12 protein-coding genes and 1 tRNA gene are annotated in these 17,383 nt (G+C 34.1%); all 13 read right to left on the bottom strand.

Going from position 1 to position 17,383, the window contains the following annotated elements; genetic code table 11:
- Nucleotides 1–130: 130 nt before the first annotated feature.
- A complete protein-coding gene (locus ATE84_RS08400; RefSeq protein WP_199176865.1) occupies nt 131–1,069 on the bottom strand; it encodes an alpha/beta hydrolase in 939 nt (312 codons plus the stop codon).
- Nucleotides 1,070–1,266: 197 nt separating this feature from the next.
- Nucleotides 1,267–5,190 carry a hybrid sensor histidine kinase/response regulator transcription factor gene (locus tag ATE84_RS08395; protein ID WP_101447539.1) on the bottom strand — a complete coding sequence of 1,308 codons (3,924 nt, stop codon included), beginning with the start codon at nt 5,188–5,190 and terminating at the stop codon, nt 1,267–1,269.
- 626 nt (nt 5,191–5,816) lie between these two features.
- Nucleotides 5,817–5,890 (bottom strand) — tRNA-Arg (locus ATE84_RS08390).
- A gap of 11 nt (nt 5,891–5,901) precedes the next feature.
- Nucleotides 5,902–6,351 carry a GatB/YqeY domain-containing protein gene (locus tag ATE84_RS08385; RefSeq protein ID WP_101447538.1) on the bottom strand — a complete coding sequence of 150 codons (450 nt, stop codon included), beginning with the start codon at nt 6,349–6,351 and terminating at the stop codon, nt 5,902–5,904.
- A gap of 189 nt (nt 6,352–6,540) precedes the next feature.
- Nucleotides 6,541–8,517: a cell division protein FtsZ gene (gene ftsZ, locus ATE84_RS08380; protein ID WP_101447537.1), complete on the bottom strand. Its 1,977-nt coding sequence runs from the start codon at nt 8,515–8,517 to the stop codon at nt 6,541–6,543.
- A gap of 81 nt (nt 8,518–8,598) precedes the next feature.
- Nucleotides 8,599–9,957 (bottom strand): cell division protein FtsA, encoded by a 1,359-nt coding sequence (gene ftsA, locus ATE84_RS08375; protein ID WP_101447536.1) that lies wholly within the window; start codon nt 9,955–9,957, stop codon nt 8,599–8,601.
- Between the two features lie 7 nt (nt 9,958–9,964).
- Nucleotides 9,965–10,684: a cell division protein FtsQ/DivIB gene (locus tag ATE84_RS08370; protein ID WP_233195770.1), complete on the bottom strand. Its 720-nt coding sequence runs from the start codon at nt 10,682–10,684 to the stop codon at nt 9,965–9,967.
- Nucleotides 10,681–12,027: a UDP-N-acetylmuramate--L-alanine ligase gene (gene murC, locus ATE84_RS08365; RefSeq protein ID WP_101447535.1), complete on the bottom strand. Its 1,347-nt coding sequence runs from the start codon at nt 12,025–12,027 to the stop codon at nt 10,681–10,683. Before murC ends, ATE84_RS08370 begins: the two co-directional genes overlap by 4 nt.
- A gap of 9 nt (nt 12,028–12,036) precedes the next feature.
- The gene (gene murG / locus ATE84_RS08360; protein WP_101447534.1) at nt 12,037–13,149 is read right to left on the bottom strand and encodes an undecaprenyldiphospho-muramoylpentapeptide beta-N-acetylglucosaminyltransferase; all 1,113 of its coding nucleotides are present in this window, start codon (nt 13,147–13,149) and stop codon (nt 12,037–12,039) included.
- Complete coding sequence (locus ATE84_RS08355; protein WP_101447533.1) at nt 13,146–14,351, bottom strand: FtsW/RodA/SpoVE family cell cycle protein; 1,206 nt, start codon at nt 14,349–14,351, stop codon at nt 13,146–13,148. Before ATE84_RS08355 ends, murG begins: the two co-directional genes overlap by 4 nt.
- Nucleotides 14,352–14,379: 28 nt before the next feature.
- On the bottom strand, nt 14,380–15,717 hold the full coding sequence (murD, locus tag ATE84_RS08350) for a UDP-N-acetylmuramoyl-L-alanine--D-glutamate ligase (protein WP_101450930.1): 1,338 nt from the start codon (nt 15,715–15,717) through the stop codon (nt 14,380–14,382).
- A gap of 14 nt (nt 15,718–15,731) precedes the next feature.
- The gene (locus ATE84_RS08345; protein ID WP_101447532.1) at nt 15,732–16,085 is read right to left on the bottom strand and encodes a four helix bundle protein; all 354 of its coding nucleotides are present in this window, start codon (nt 16,083–16,085) and stop codon (nt 15,732–15,734) included.
- Nucleotides 16,086–16,121: 36 nt separating this feature from the next.
- Nucleotides 16,122–17,354 carry a phospho-N-acetylmuramoyl-pentapeptide-transferase gene (gene mraY, locus ATE84_RS08340; protein ID WP_101447531.1) on the bottom strand — a complete coding sequence of 411 codons (1,233 nt, stop codon included), beginning with the start codon at nt 17,352–17,354 and terminating at the stop codon, nt 16,122–16,124.
- Nucleotides 17,355–17,383 lie beyond the last annotated feature (29 nt).

Below are 17,383 nucleotides of genomic sequence, written 5' to 3'. Positions count from 1 at the left end.
TTGATAAGTAATTTCTGTTTAGAAAGAAGTCTATCCAATTTTTATTTATGTAGTGTGATAGCTTGGTTATACAGCATTCTAATCTTTAATAAATAGGGATATTCATTATGACTCTGTTGTAACTACACCTTCATTCCACACAATCTTTAATAAATTCAATTAAAGGTGGGGTAATGACCATTTCATTTTTTTCACCAATAGCACCATTAATTTCGGAGTGTGAATAAACACTTCCATCAACTTGAAAAACCGAAATAGAAATATTTTTCAATGCTTCAATAAACTGATTTGCAATTGCTTTTCTCTCAACAGACCCTCTTTTAGCAATGAAGAAATTTGGATAAGAAGCATCATCTATAAGATTATGTATGGGTGAGGCATCTATATATTGAGGTTGATTTACTCCAAACGAGTTAATATATAACCTGTTTTTATATTTGGTATTCATTATTTGTTCTAAAATATCATACCCTTCTGTGTCTATAGAAGCTACTCCTTTAATAACAGAAGATGATACCCCTCGTTTTTCTAAAAAACTTTTATTTGTTCCTGTTAGCGATACCAAATGAGCACCAGCGCTATGCCCCAAAAGCACTATTTTTTCTGAATTCCCGCCATATTGATCAATATTATCATGAATCCATTCTATGGCATCCGCCACATCATTATTGTGGTCAGGATATTTTACTCTGTTTGTATTAAATAATTGATAGGGGAATGGGCTAAGTCTATAATTAAGGCTTATAAAAAGCCAATTTTGTGATTGAAACAAAGATACTTTCTTCTCGATATTATTTTTTTTATCACCTAAACACCAACCACCACCATGAACATAAATGACAATTGGTTTTTTCTTATCTGTCTCTTTAGTATAATAGATATCCAAGCTTAAAAGATTTGGGTCTACCCCATTAATAAACTTGTATTCAATGGTTTTCTCTTTATTTAACAGGTTATCCGTAAAGACGTATTTAAATTTTGAAGATTCATCAAATGTAGTTTCATCATCTTTATTACAAGAACAGAATAACAAACTAACATAAACTAATAGTACAAACATTTTTCTCATAATACTAAATTTTAAAAAGTCACTATTTAATAAAACTGATGAGTATGGATTATTTCAAAAAAAGAAATCTCAACTTCTATATAAATAATGTATGCAAGCTAGTGAATAAGAGGTGTAGTGTATTGTACTCTGGTTACCAAAACCTGTACTGTAGTTACATGTAAGGGAAAGTATAATAAAATAAGGGCGTAAGAGAATTAATTTCTGTACTCTGAAGGGGTTTTTCCGAATTCCTTTCCATATACTCTGGTAAAGTATGCAGGATCTTTAAAACCAGTTTGGTAAGAAATTTCTGCAATGGTTAGTTCTTTTTTACTCAATAACCTCTTAGCTTCATGTAATCGTACACTTCTAATAAGTTTGGTAGGAGACATACCAGTTATGTTTCTAACTTTTCTGAATAAATGTACCCTACTAATATTTAATTGATCAGCTAACTGAGGAACACTAAAATCATCATTATCCATATTTTTATGCACTATCTTAATAACTGATTGTATAAAGGCATCAATGTTTTTATGATTAGAATTTGGGCTAAAATCTCCTTGTTGATATTTTTCTCGTAATTTATTTTGGGTATCAATCAAATGATTTACTCGTATCAACAATTCTTCTCGATCAAATGGTTTAGTAAGGTAAGCATCTGCACCAATTTTTAGCCCTTCCAATTGGTTATCATGACTTGTTTTTGCAGTTAATAGGATAAGAGGGATATGGTTAGTAGCTATATGTTCTCGAATTGCAACCCCGAATTGCAATCCACTCCATTCCGGCATCATTACATCAGAAATAACTAAGTCGGGGATATGTTTCTTGCATAATTGCCAAGCATCACGGCCATTGGTTGCAGTAAGCAATCGGTAGGCCGGCTCTAAACAAAACCTAATATATTCCCTAACCTCATGATGATCCTCGGCAATAAGGATTAAGGATTTAGACATTTCTTCTAAAACCTGAACACTCGTTTTTGCTATAACTTTTGGTTCAGAAGCTATTTTTGTTCCCGGAATCAGTACCTTAAAGCTGCTTCCTTTTCCTTCTTTACTTTTTACGGTAATTTCTCCAGCCATGAGTTCCACCAACTCCTTGGTTAATGCCAACCCTAAACCTATTCCTTTAATTCTTCCTGTTCGTTCTTGGGTAAAAGAATCAAATAGATGGGGTATGAATGCAGAGGATATCCCTATTCCTGTATCACTTACACAAAGTTGAATCATGGGTTGTGGTGTAGCATCTATAAAATCAACAGTTACCATTACATTTCCTCCTTTTTTTGTATACTTAATGGCATTAGATATCAAGTTTGCTGTAATTTTCTGCCATTTATCTTCGTCATAGGAAGCATATAAAATATCTTTGGATGTAGAAAACTGAAGTTGTACTTCATTAGATGCAGCCAGCGAAGAAAAAGATTTTAATATATAACGTTGAAAAGCGATAAAATCTCCAACAGTATTTTGTATTGTTAGTCGATTCTCATTCATTTGAGCAATTTCCAGAATCTGGCTCACCTGTTTTGATAAGTGATTGGTTTGATTTTGTATTTGAGTAAAATGTGTATCAAGTTGATTATTGAGTCGACCAGATAATTTATGTTTCATTTGATCTATGGCCCCCAGTATAACAGTTAAAGGAGTTCTAAACTCGTGTGCAATCTGAGTAAACCATCGTGTTTTCGTTTGTGATAGTTCTTTAAAATGTATTTTTTCGGAAACCGCTATTTTTTTTCGTAATTGCAAACGATATCCTATAAATAGTAATATGACTATACATAATACATATAATGAGTAGCTCAAATTTGTTTGATACCAAGGAGGAATTACCCGAACATGAATTGGGCGATGGGTGCTATGCCAATTATCACTGACATCAAATGCTTCTACGAGTAGCTTGTAGGTACCTTTAGGCACATTAGATATAATAAATACCCCGTTTTTTTGAATAGGCAACCAATCTTTATGATATCCCTCTAGCTGAAACCGATATCGAACATTTTCTGGTTCTTTGTATGTTAGTGCAGAAAATTGATATGTAATACTTTGATCTTTTGATGTAACCCTAATAGGGTTTTCTTTTGAAGTTCCTTCTGAAGGAAAACGAAAAACTTCTAGTGTATCGGATTGATGCCTGGTATAGGACAACCACTTTAAATTAGGTCTAATTGTAGACCGTTGTGTCACTTGATCCGGATGAAAATATTGCAATCCACTGGTACTTCCCATCCAAATATACCCTTTTTCATTCTGAAAAACAGAACTTAATAACATAGAATTATCATACAAACCATCTCTTGTAGTATAGGTGCAATATTTGTTGTTACCCGGCTCAAAAGAGGTAATTCCATTACTGACGGTGCTTAACCAAAGAGTTCCACTTTTATCACTGGTTACATTTAGAATTTTATCATCTGGCATTTGATCATTTCTTATAAAACGTTGAAATTGCTCTCTCTGGGAATTAAAACAATTTAATCCTCCATCTGTTCCTATCCATAGTTTTTCATCATTACTCTGATGAATGGATTGTATCAAATTGGAACTTATACTATAAGGATCGTCTTTGTCATAAAGAAACTGTTGATATATAGGAGATCTGTTTTTATCGAGAGTACTAATATTTGGGATCTTGATAAGCCCTTCGCTCATTGTCCCTATCCATAAGTTATCATCATTATCTATTAGCATATCTATAATACGAAGATCAAGATCAACACCGTTCTTTTTTAGAGAGACTGGAAAATAACTCTGATCTTTTAGATCATAGGCAACCATATAATTCCATTCGGCAATCCATAGCCGTTTATTTTTATCTTCTACGATTCGCCAACAGCTAATAGATGGTAATATTATAGGAATCTTTTCAACAGATTTAGTAATCGTATCTATTTTCAGCACCGATATTATCTTAGCATTTTCAGTAGGAATTGCATAAAGAAAATCATCGCTAGTACAATGCATCGCTATTATTTTGTCTTTGTAGACCAATTGCGGTTGCTCCATAGTTTCTTTTTTCCATACATATAAACCTTCTGAAGTTGCAAACCAAACTTGCTCATTACACTCCACAATTTCTCGAACCCCTCCTAGAGTGGTTCCTAATTTCTCTAAAATTGGATGCCTAAAGGTTTTATGTGGAATAAGCTGAAAAACTCCAAGATTAGTCCCTATCCAGTAATTATCTTCCCTATCCTGAAACATACAATGAGCATTTAACCTATCTGAAAGATTAAATTGTAATAAAGAAGATACTTCAAAGGATTCTTGTAATTGAAGGTCATGAGAAAATCTCCATATCCATTGCCCTCCATTAATCCATATCTGATCAGCTTTATCCTGAAAGATAAATGGTCTGTTATATGTTGTTGGGGCAAATGTGGTTTTAAATGATAAATTCTCTTGACACCAGGTATTCTCTATTTCTTTGAGAAGATATAAAGCATGATCTGCAAAAGCGAGAATACTATCTTTTTGTATCCTGAAAACAGTTGTAACATTTTTATCTTTTAACAATGGTAATTGATATGTGCTGTCTTTTTCTACAATGAATATTCCTTTTGGTGTTGTCAGCAAAGGAGTAGCACCGCTAAACACAGAAATATCCGAGACTCTGTGTTTATACAACTGTTTTAGATCTTTAGATTCAGTATTATAACAAAAAGCACCGCTTGAAGAAGAAATCCAAAGATTTTCCCATTCATCTTTAGCTAATTTATTAATGACAACAATTTCTTTTTCGTTTTTAGATTGAGATAATGGATTGGAAAACAGTTCTAAATACGGATCCATTTGATTTAAGCCATTACCATGAGTACCTAAAAAAAATTGTTTGTTTTTAAGTTGAATGACTGACCTCACCCAATTAGCCCCAAGACTCATAGTATCTCCTGGGCGATAGGTATAGGTTGTAAAATCTTTACCATCAAATCGATTTAATCCGTTCTGTGTGGCACACCAAATGAAACCATCTTGATCCTGAAAAATTTCTGATATCCAGTTATTTGACAAACCATTAAAAATATCATAGTGTCTTACATAGTATGAATTTTGCTCTTGAGAAAAAACTCCTGAACAATGCATCAAAAAAAGCGCACTAAATACTGAAAATATATTGATCCATTTCATTTAGTTTTATTAATTATTAGGTTTATACGATAAACCGGTTAAATGAAGAGAATAACTAACAATAATTAAGCTAATTATTATTTGTTTTTATATACAAAACGATATGATATCAAATCTAGAAACACTTTTCTTAAATTACAAAGGGTAAATACCCCATATTTATGTGCTCTTTGCCAGTTCAAGAAATTGCAACTTATGGCTATGATTATGAAAATAATCGAGTCCAAACTTCTAAAACAAATCCTGATGTTTTATTTTATTGTCTGTATTCAAGTGCTACGAAATGTTCCCAAATACAGTTTGAAAATTAAGTCGGAAGCGAAATTAAGGTATTGACTTTAGCAATAATTGATATAAATGAAACCATGCTCTGTTTTGGAGTATGCTCTAGTTCTTTATTTTCTTCAGAAACCTTGAAGCTTTTGGCTTCAGATTTCTCCAAAAAAAGAACCACATCAATGACGTGGTTTTCTGCTTGTAGTAACCGCGGAGGGATTAACTAAAGTTGATCCCTACAACGCTACGCGTTGAAAATCACAAAAAGAATCACTTCACAATTTTCAAAAAAAGAAGCGAGTCTCATTTTTGAAACTCGCTTCATGATTCACTTTTTTGTGATTCATTCGTGACCGCGGAGGGATTCAAACCCCCAACCCTCAGAGCCGAAATCTGATGCGCTATTCAGTTGCGCCACGCGGCCATTTTCTTATATTAAGATAATTTACTTTTTACTATTGTAGAAATCGTTTTTCCATCTGCTTTTCCTGTCAATGCAGCATTTGCCATCCCCATAACTTTACCCATATCTTTCATTCCCTCTGCACCAGTTTTAGCAATAATATCTACTACTATTTTTTCAACCTCTGCTTCGCCTAATTGCTCTGGCAAAAATTGCTCAATCACTTTTGCTTGTGCCAGTTCGGGATCTGCCAGATCATCACGCCCTTGTTCTGCAAAAATTGCAGCACTATCTTTACGTTGCTTAACTTGTTTTTGCAATAATTTTAATTCCTGATCTTCGGTAAGTTCTTCCTTTACTCCACTCTCTGTCTTAGCTAATAAAATAGCTGACTTTACAGCACGCAATGATGTCAATGCATTAGTATCTTTGGCTTTCATAGCCTCTTTCATTGCAGTCATTACTTTTTGCTCTAAACTCATGATAATCTATTTTTATCTTTGGATTGCGAAGATAAAAAATAAACCGATAATCTAGCAGTAGATTATCGGTTTAGTTTAAATACTATATCTATTTATAAATTCTAGTCGAGTCTACACTGAATCTAAACAAAGTACTAGAATTACGGGTTTATTCCTAATACAATACTATTGCTTTAATTATCATGTAAATTAGTCTACATTATCGTGCAAAAAGGAATTGTTTTTGCGCAATTGTATATCATCATTACTATCGGTTCCCAAAGAAGTTCTTGAGAGTCCAGAATCATCTGGTTTAGAATCCACATCAATCCCTGCTCTTTTATAAGCTGGTTCTTTTTCGATATCTTCAATTTTAGAAGAGCTATTTCTAAATTTATAATTAAATTCTTTCATTTTAGCTCTTCGCTCTGCTGCTCTAGCTTTTAAGGTTTCAGAAATAGGTTGATTAACAGGATCTACATCTTCTGCTTTTTCTGTTTCTGGAGCTGGAGCAACAGTTTTCTTTTCTAAAATGATCTCTTCATCTTCTTCTTCCATAACTTCTGCGGGTTGTGCTTCAGTTAATCGTTTTTCTTCCTCCATATAATCCTCTAAGCTATACTTACGCACTCCTCCGGATGTAGTTTCATCAACAGGAACCACTTCTATTGCGTCATTAACTTCTAAATCAAGAATATCATCACTAAGATCAAAAACAATTGGTTGTTCCTCTTCTTCTATTTTCTGCTCATCGATAGAAGCTGTTGGCATCTGTACAGATTCTTCTTCGTTCCCTCCTACAGGCATATCAAATGCTAGGGCAAACTGATCTTCTTTCTCTTCTTCAGCACTTACTTCTTTTTCATCATTAACTTCTATTTGTTTAATAATATCCTGCGCATTAATAATCACAAAATCATTATCTGAAGAAAATGAATCTACCACTTCGTAGGATACATCAATATTTTTTAGCAGATCTGTTGTCGGTATCAATAAGGCATCCTCATCTACGTCTTCATCTTCAATTAATTCGTGCTTTATAATTGATGGTTCTTCTACTTCTTTTTTCTTTGGTAAAGGAGAACGCATAGGAGTAACATTACCTGTAGACTTAGGAGATAAGTCTTGTATTGCTGAACGTTGTTCGTCCTCTAGAGTATGAATTATTTTTTTTGTTTCTGTATTAACAATTTCATCTTGCTGTTCTACATCAAATCCAGTAGCAATAACAGTTACAGAGATTGCATCTTCTAGAGATTCATCTTCACCAACTCCCATAATGATATTAGCACCATGACCAGCTTCTTGCTGGATATGATCATTAATTTCACCAATCTCATCAATAGTAATCTCTTCTTTACCAGATACAATTAACAGGAGTACATTTTTAGCACCGGTAATTTTATTATCATTAAGCAAAGGAGAATCTAACGCTTTAACAATAGCATCATGAGCACGTTTATTACCTGAGGCATTAGCAGACCCCATAATAGCTGTACCACTATTGCTTAGTACTGTTTTTGCATCTCGTAAATCTATATTTTGTGTATAGTGATGTGTAATTACTTCTGCTATACCTCGAGATGCGGTGGCAAGAACTTCATCTGCTTTAGAAAAACCAGCTTTAAATCCTAAATTACCATAAACTTCTCTTAGTTTATTATTGTTAATAACAACTAAAGAATCTACATGAGCACGAAGTTTTTCTACTCCCAATTGTGCTTGTTCATTACGCATACGGCCTTCAAACTGAAAAGGAATTGTAACAATCCCAACAGTCAAAATATCTAGCTCCTTCGCCATTTTGGCAATAATAGGAGCAGCTCCAGTACCGGTTCCTCCACCCATACCTGCCGTGATAAAAATCATTTTGGTATTGGTATCCAACATTGTTTTTATCTCCTCATAGCTTTCTACTGCTGATTGCTCACCCACTTCTGGGTTTGCTCCTGCACCCAACCCTTCGGTTAGTGAAACTCCTAACTGAATTTTATTAGGAATTGGGCTGTTTTCTAATGCTTGAGCATCCGTATTACAAATGACAAAATCAACCCCTTTGATTCCTTGCTGGAACATGTGATTAATGGCATTACTACCTCCTCCTCCTACTCCAATAACTTTAATTACATTAGATTGATTTTTTGGTAAATCAAACGAAATGTTTTCGAACTCCTCATTTTTACTCATAATTGCTAATTTTCTGGTTCTCCTACTGTATCTTTATATGTTTTCACTGTTCAAAAAAACGAACATTACTTGATCTTCTAACTATTCTGCATTATCCAAGAATTCTTTGAATTTCTCTGTCCACTTCTCTAGAATATTCTTCCTTGGTTTTAGATCAACTCTTGGGTCTTCTTCTTCAATATTAATATCATCATCTATAGCTGTTGTTTCGTGTTTTTGTTTTGATTGAGCACTTGCAACCGCTTCTTTTTTACTTATTTTCTTTTGTTTCTTAATATGTATTAATCCATCCATTACTAATCCTACCGCCGTAGCATACATAGGACTTGTAGTTTCTGAATCGCTATTCCCTGCCAGGTGTTCATTAGGATATCCTATTCGTGTATCCATACCTGTTATATATTCGACAAGCTGCTTAAGGTGATTAAGCTGTGATCCTCCTCCTGTTAATACAATTCCTGCAATTAACTTCTTCTTTGGGGATTCATGTCCGTAATTTTTAATTTCTAAAAAAACCTGCTCTACAATTTCGACCACTCGTGCATGAATAATCTTAGAAAGGTTTTTTAAAGTGATCTCTTTAGGCTCTCTTCCTCTTAGTCCTGGGATTGAAACGATCTCATTATCTTTATTTTCACCTGGCCACGCAGATCCAAATTTTATTTTTAGTAATTCTGCTTGTTTTTCGATAATTGAGCACCCTTCTTTAATATCTTCTGTGATCACATTACCACCGAAGGGAATTACTGCAGTATGACGAATAATTCCATCTTTAAAAATGGCTAAATCTGTAGTACCTCCTCCTATATCAATTAATGCTACTCCTGCTTCTTTTTCTTCCTGACTTAACACTGCATTGGCCGATGCTAATGGTTCTAAAGTGACATCTGATAATTCTAACCCTGAGCTTTTTACACATCGCCCTATATTACGAATTGAAGTCACCTGCCCAACTACTACATGAAAATTAGCTTCTAATCTTCCTCCATACATCCCCACTGGTTCTTTTATTTCAGCTTGCCCGTCTACTTTATATTCCTGAGGTAATACATGTAATATCTCTTCGCCAGGTAACATCACTAATTTATGTACCTGATTGCATAATTTTTCAATATCATCTTCATCTATTACAGCATCTGCATTTGGTCTAGTGATATAATCGCTATGTTGCAAACTACGTATGTGCTGACCTGCTATCCCAACCGTTACATCATTAATTTTTAATCCTGAAACACTTTCTGCTTCCTGAATTGCCTGTTGTATTGACTGAATTGTTTGTGTTATGTTATTGACTACACCACGGTGTACACCCAAACTTTTGGATTTGCCAATTCCCAATACCTCCATCTTTCCGTACTCATTATATTTCCCTACCATGGCAACAATCTTAGTTGTTCCTATGTCTAGTCCTACCGCTATTTCATTTACTTCTCTTTCCATATTGGTATTATTTTATTGTACACACCACTTGATTACTAAATTGCAAACTGACTTTTTTATATTTTTCAAGACTTTTATCTCTTAATGCTTTTTGATAAAATGCCTTAAAGTTTTTAATCTTATTCTCTAAATTTTCTATTTTCCCAAAAACCAATTTAAACGAGTACACTCGTAACTCTAGTTCATAATTTCCTTCAACATTAAGATAAACCCCTACAACATGTTTTTTTAAAAATTCATCTTCCTGAATTTTTTTTAATAAAGGAAAAACTTGAATAACTTCTCGTTCTGATACATTATGTACTATTGGCACATGTGCCGAATAACTATCAGACAAAGGCATCGTATTTCCCGTAACATCAACATAAAAAGGAGTAACCGCATTAACCCTAGCAATTGGGGTGCGTTGCTTGATTCTCGCCCTAAGTTCTCCATTTACAGTAAGATACACATCAGAATGCTCAATCATTTTATGCGCATCGAGCTTTTGCTCTACAGTATTCAAAACTAAAATTTCTTTACCCACGTTCGTAACTCTACCTTGATTTTGTATTAACAATTTATTAACCGTTACTTCATTCACGTAAGGATCTTGTTCTTCAACAAATTCTATAAGTACTTCATTAATCTTTCGTTGCTCATTACGCTTACTGGCAAAAGCAAAAAGAACTACCATTAAAATGAGCAGACCGCTAAATTTTAAATATGTCAACATCCTTCTTTTCATACTAACAAAGCTTCCTTTATACGATATACTTCTTCTCCAATATCTCCTGCTCCAATAGTTAACACTACTTCGGCATTACTATCTACTATTGCTTCTACCAAATTATCTTTTTGTATCAGTTTTTTATCTTTAGCATCTACCATATTTAACAACCAATCCGAGGTTATACCTGCTATAGGTAATTCTCTCGCCGGATAGATATCCAAAAGCAGTAATTGGTCAAATTGACTAAGACTTTGTGCAAAATCTGAAGCAAAATCCCTTGTTCTGCTATATAAATGTGGTTGAAAAACAGCTAGTATCTTTTTCCCAGGATGCATCTCTCTTACCGCCTGATGCAGCGCATTAATCTCTGTGGGGTGATGCGCATAATCATCTACATACACCAGATCATCTGTTTTAATCTGGTAACTAAATCTTCTTTGTACCCCTTTAAAAGAAAATAAAGCCTTTGCCAAAGGTCCGGTCGGGGAGCCGTAAAGCATCGCTATGGCAAAGGCTGTAATAGCATTTAACAAGTTGTGTCTACCTGGCAGGTCTAAATGCAAATCTGTAATACGTTCATGTGGTGTTTTTAAATCAAAAACATATGTCCCATTATCTATTTTTATATTTTGAGCGCAATAATCTGAATCATCTTCTATCCCAAAAGTGATGCCCGAAAGAGGTAATCCATTACGAACCAAAAGATGATCCTTTGCTCTTGAAGAAAATTCGACAAAAGATTCTTCTAATGCATTGGCTTTTTCATAAATATCCAGATGATCTGCATCCATCGAAGTAATTCCTGCTATATCTGGATATAATTGTAAAAATGATCTATCAAATTCATCAGCTTCTACTACAACTACTTCATTTCCTTCTAACACAAGGTTAGAATTATAATTTTCACTTATCCCTCCCAAAAAAGCAGTCACTTTTGCTCCACTTTCTTTAAGCAAATGTGCAAGAATTGCAGTGGTCGTGGTCTTACCATGTGTTCCTGCTACCGCAAGTGTGTATACATCTTTTGTAATAATCCCTAAAACTTCTGCTCTCTTCTTGATCAAAAACCCATTGTTCTGCACATACACATATTCTTTATGATCTTTTGGAATAGCAGGAGTATATACGATTAACGTATTCTCAGTATTCAAAAATGCCTTAGGAATACTATCAACGTTATCTTCAAAATGAATCGGAATTTCTAATGCTATTAAATCAGAAGTAATTTGACTAGGAGTCCTATCATATCCCGCCACATTTTTGCCTAGGAATTTAAAATATCTGGCAAGAGCACTCATACCGATACCACCGATACCGATAAAATATATATTCTGTATGTTCTCTAAACCTTTGTTCATTATATACTTCTAATTTCTTGCTGCTTTATTTTGCATTAATTTTTCAATCTCATCTACTATATCTGAGGTAGCATTGGGCAACGCCAATTTTTTTATTCCTTCAGAAAGTTTTATTTGCACATCTTCAGAATCCAATAATTCTAAAATGGTATCCTGAAACTTCTTATCTAATTCATTCTCCTTTAACATTACAGCTCCGCCTTTATCTACAATTGCCTTAGCATTTTTAGTTTGGTGATCTTCGGCTACATTTGGCGAAGGGATAAACAATGTTGGTTTAGCGACAATACATAGTTCTGAAACCGAACTTGCACCTGCTCTTGATATAATAACATCTGCAGCTGCATATGCCAAATCCATGGTATCCAAAAACTCATGCACTTGCACATCTTTTTGATCAGTATATCCTTTATAATCTGAATAATATAGTTTACCACACTGCCAGAGTAACTGTACCTCTTTTCCTGCAAAAAAACCAAGTTCTTTTTCGATTAATTGATTAATTCTTCTTGCCCCTAGACTCCCACCAATAATCAAAACCGTTTTCTTTTCCGGATCAAGATTATATTTTACAATTGCCTGACCTCTCTTTTCTTTGGTTTTTAGTAAATCCTGACGGACAGGATTTCCTGTTTTTATGATTTTACTTTTCGGAAAAAACTTTTCCATATTGTCATAAGCAACACAAATCTTATGCGCTCCTTTCGATAACCATTTATTGGTAATTCCTGGAAACGAATTTTGCTCTTGAAGCACCGTTGGAATCTTTTTTGAATTTGCCATTTTTAATAATGGTCCGCTTGCAAATCCTCCGGTTCCTATAACTATATCAGGGTTAATTTTTTTTATGATTTTTCTGGATCTCCACAGACTACTTAACAGCTTTATAGGAAATAACAAATTACTCCACGTTAATTTTCTCTGAATACCACTAATCCACAATCCCACAATTTCATATCCAGCTTGTGGCACTTTTTGCATCTCCATGCGATCCTTTGCTCCTACAAACAAAATAGAAGCATCTGGATATCTATCCATTATTTCATTAGCAATAGCTATTGCAGGATAAATATGTCCTCCTGTGCCTCCTCCTGATAATATGACTCTTAGCTTTTTGCTCATAAAACTTCACTCAAAACCTCTAAAGGGTTTTCTTCTTTTTCTTTTATTCGTTCTTCTTCTATACTAGTTTCTCTTTTACTACTTACACTTAATACAATACCAATTGCCAGGCAAGTCATCCATATTGATGTTCCACCACTACTAATAAGTGGGAGTGTTTGTCCTGTTACAGGAAATAACTCTACAGCAACAGCCATATTTATAAATGCTTGAAAAACAATAGGCAGTCCAACCCCCATAACCAACAACTTACCAAAAACATCTGCGCTTTTATGAGCTACAATCACTAATCTGAGCAACAACAATATGTATAATAACATTAGAAAAACTCCTCCAACAAAACCCCATTCTTCAATAATAATTGCATAAATAAAATCTGATGATGATTGTGGCAAAAAGTTCCTCTGTACACTTTTACCAGGGCCAGTACCAATTACTCCTCCTCTGGCAATTGCAATTTTTGCGCGTTCTATCTGATAATCTTCTTGTGTATCTTTATCATCGGCAAAGTTTTCTATTCTACTCACCCAGGTATCTACTCTGTTTGGAAAAACTCCCGGAAATGCTTTTGCAAACAAAATGAAAAAAGTAAGTATCAAAAATCCAGTCCCCAAGATCACCGAAATATATTTTAGCGGGTATCCCCCCAGAAATACTAAAACAATAACCATAGAAAATATGATCGCCGCAGTAGAAAAATTAGCAGGCAGAATCAACATTAATACCAAAAACACAGGTAGCCACAATGGCAATAATGTTTCTTTAAAAGTAACGGCTTTATCTTTAATTTTTGAAAGATATCTAGCTACATAAGCCATTAAAACTACCGCTGCTAGAGTAGAAGGCTGAAAACCTACACCAACAAATGGCAAACGAATCCATCTGCTTGCGTTCGTCCCTCCACCCGTCGTATTCTGTGCCAATGTGATTAATAATAATATAATCACCATTGGTATCATAATAATAGAAAGTCCTTTAAAATAATGGTGAGGTATCTTATGTACACCATACATGATCAAAAAACCTAAAACGAGATGTGCAAAATGTTTAACCAAAAAACTAAAAGTATCTCCATCACCTCCATACAAATATGCCAAATTACTACTAGCACTATATACGGGTAAAAACGAAAACAATGCCAACAAAGCTGCTACCGCCCAGATCGCCTTATCCCCTTTTATATTTGCTAATACTTTAGTCATTCTTACTATTAATTTCTTGTGTTTTTTATTACAATTCTCTTACTGCTTCTTTAAATTGCCTTCCTCTTTCTTCGTAGTTTTTAAATAAATCAAAACTTGCACATGCTGGAGACAACAGTACGTTTTCGTTTCTCTCAGCTATTTTATATGCTATATTTACAGCTTCTTTCATTGATTGTGTTTCCACAATATTATCAACACAATTTCCAAATGCATTAATAATCTTGGAGTTATCTACTCCTAAACAAATAATAGCTTTTACTTTTTCATTAACCAGCGAATACAATTCTGTGTAGTCATTTCCTTTATCTACTCCACCAACAATCCAAACAGTTGCTGATTTCATAGCGTCTAAAGCATAAAACGTAGCATTTACATTTGTCGCCTTAGAATCATTAATGTATTGTACATTATTAATTTTCAATACGCTTTCTAGTCTATGCTCTACTCCATGAAAGTTTTCCAGGCATTCTCTAATGGTTGCTTTTCTAATTTTTAACAATTGTGATACTGTAGCGGCGGCCATAGCGTTTTTCACATTGTGATTTCCTTTTAATGCTAAATTTGTTGTTGGCATGATTACTTTGTTGTTATCTATTATTATTGTTATGTTTTCTTCTTCTAAATACGCTCCATTTTCTACCTTTTTGGTCAATGAAAAAGGCAACAATCTTGAACGAACGGGATGTTGTTTTAAATATTCTGTTATTACTGTATCGTCTGCATCATAGATGAAATAATCATTTTCATTTTGATTCATTGCAATTCTGAATTTTGACGCTATATAGTTCTCAAATTGGTGTTCATATCGATCCAAATGATCCGGAGTAATATTAGTAAGAACAGCAATATGCGGAGCAAAATCCTCTATTCCATCTAGCTGAAAACTACTTAGCTCAAGCACATAAAAAGGAGCATCATTTTCTGCTACTTGTTTTGCAAAACTATCTCCTATATTACCAGCCATATTAACTTCTAAACCACCATGCTGAAGCACATAATGTGTAAGCATTGTAGTTGTAGTTTTTCCATTACTCCCGGTAATACCCACAATCTGAGCGGCTGTGTACTTTACAGCGAATTCTATCTCAGACACTACACGAATTCCTTTTTCATGTAGTTTCGCTATTAATGCTACTTTATCAGGAATTCCGGGGCTTTTCATAACGATATCTGCATTCAGAATTTTAACTTCTGTATGCTGTTGTTCTTCCCATTCAATTTCAAAATTTCTAAGAACTTCTTTATATTGATCTGTAATTGTTCCCTTATCTGAAACAAAGACATCGAATCCTTCTTTTTTACCCAGAATAGCAGTTCCTACTCCACTTTCTCCTGCTCCTAAAACGACAAGTCGTTTTTTTATTTTTGAATTACGATTCACGATTTACGATTTCTCATTGTTTTGATTGAAGCAACAACTATTGATAATAACTCGTCAGCTTCTTTTAACAATCTTTTTATTCCCTGATGTTCTTTTTCAGATATTTCTAAAAAGATTTCCAAAAAATACATACTCTCATCAGCCTCTTCTTCAACTATTTTCAATTTGTTTATGAAATCAGCATTTGATTTTGCCCGACAAGCCGCTCTATAATTTGCCCCAACAGAACTAGAACACCTAATTAATTGTCTACAATAGGCATCATATTCTCTTGTTACAGGAAACTTTCTACATAAATTCCAACAATCAATTGCAAATGCTTTTGTTCTATTTTTTAATACTTCTTTCATAAATCGTTAATCCAAAATCGCATATCTTCAATCTACTTATCTCACTTTAAGCGTGATCACTGCTATGATCGCCAAAAAAATGCCGACAATCCAAAATCTAGTAACAATCTTACTTTCATGAATCCCCTTTTTTTGATAGTGATGGTGCAATGGGGACATTAGAAAAATTCTTCTTCCTTCTCCATGCCTCTTTTTGGTATATTTAAACCAACTCACCTGCATCATTACTGATACGGTTTCAATAAAAAAGATGCCACATACAACTGGTATCAAAAACTCTTTACGTATTGCGATTGCTATTACTGCTATTATCCCTCCTATAGTAAGGCTGCCTGTATCCCCCATAAACACTTGAGCCGGATACGTATTATACCATAGAAACCCTACTAATGCCCCTGCAAATGCAGTAATATAGATGGTCATTTCTCCAGAATTTGGGATATACATCACATTGAGATAATCTGAAAAAATAATATTACCCGACACCCATGCAAAAAGAGCTAATGTTAATACCATTATTGCAGATGAACCTGCTGCAAGACCATCAATCCCATCTGTGAGATTCGCTCCATTTGATACCGCTGTAACAATAAAAATAACAATAGGTATAAAAATTAACCAAGCATATTTTTCCATTTCGGGACTAATCCATGTTATCAAATCTGAATAGTCAAACTCATTGTTCTTAAAAAAAGGTATCGTAGTTTTTGTAGATTTTATAGCCGGATTAAAATCTGACACCTCTTCTCCTGCATTTACAATTTGCTCTGTTTCTGATTTTACTTTTTCTTCTTTGATAGTAATATCATTATGAAAGTACATTGTACATCCTACAATAAGTCCAAGTCCGACTTGTCCTATTATCTTGAATTTTCCTGCCAGTCCTTCTTTATCTTTTCTTTTTATTTTTAGGTAATCATCTGTAAAACCTATAACCCCCATCCACAATGTGGTAATGATCAATAAGATCACATATATATTATCCAGTTTAGCAAACAACAATACAGGAACCAGAGTTGCCAAAATAATAATGATTCCTCCCATGGTTGGCGTACCAGCTTTTTCAGCCTGACCATCAAGACCAAGTTCGCGAATACTTTCTCCCATCTGTTTCTTTCTAAGAAAATTTATGATTCGTTTACCATAAATTGTAGAGATCAATAGCGATAAAATAATTGCCATTGCTGCCCTAAAAGTGATAAACTGAAACAACGTCGCCCCGGGGAACTGGTATTCGCTTTCCAAATATTCGAATAGATAGTATAGCATAGGTTACTACCTTTTACTCTTTTTTAAGA

The organism is Aquimarina sp. MAR_2010_214, assembly GCF_002846555.1.
Lineage (GTDB): Bacteria > Bacteroidota > Bacteroidia > Flavobacteriales > Flavobacteriaceae > Aquimarina.
Note: the sequence above shows the minus strand (reverse complement) of the source record. Positions and strands in the feature narration are given on the sequence as shown.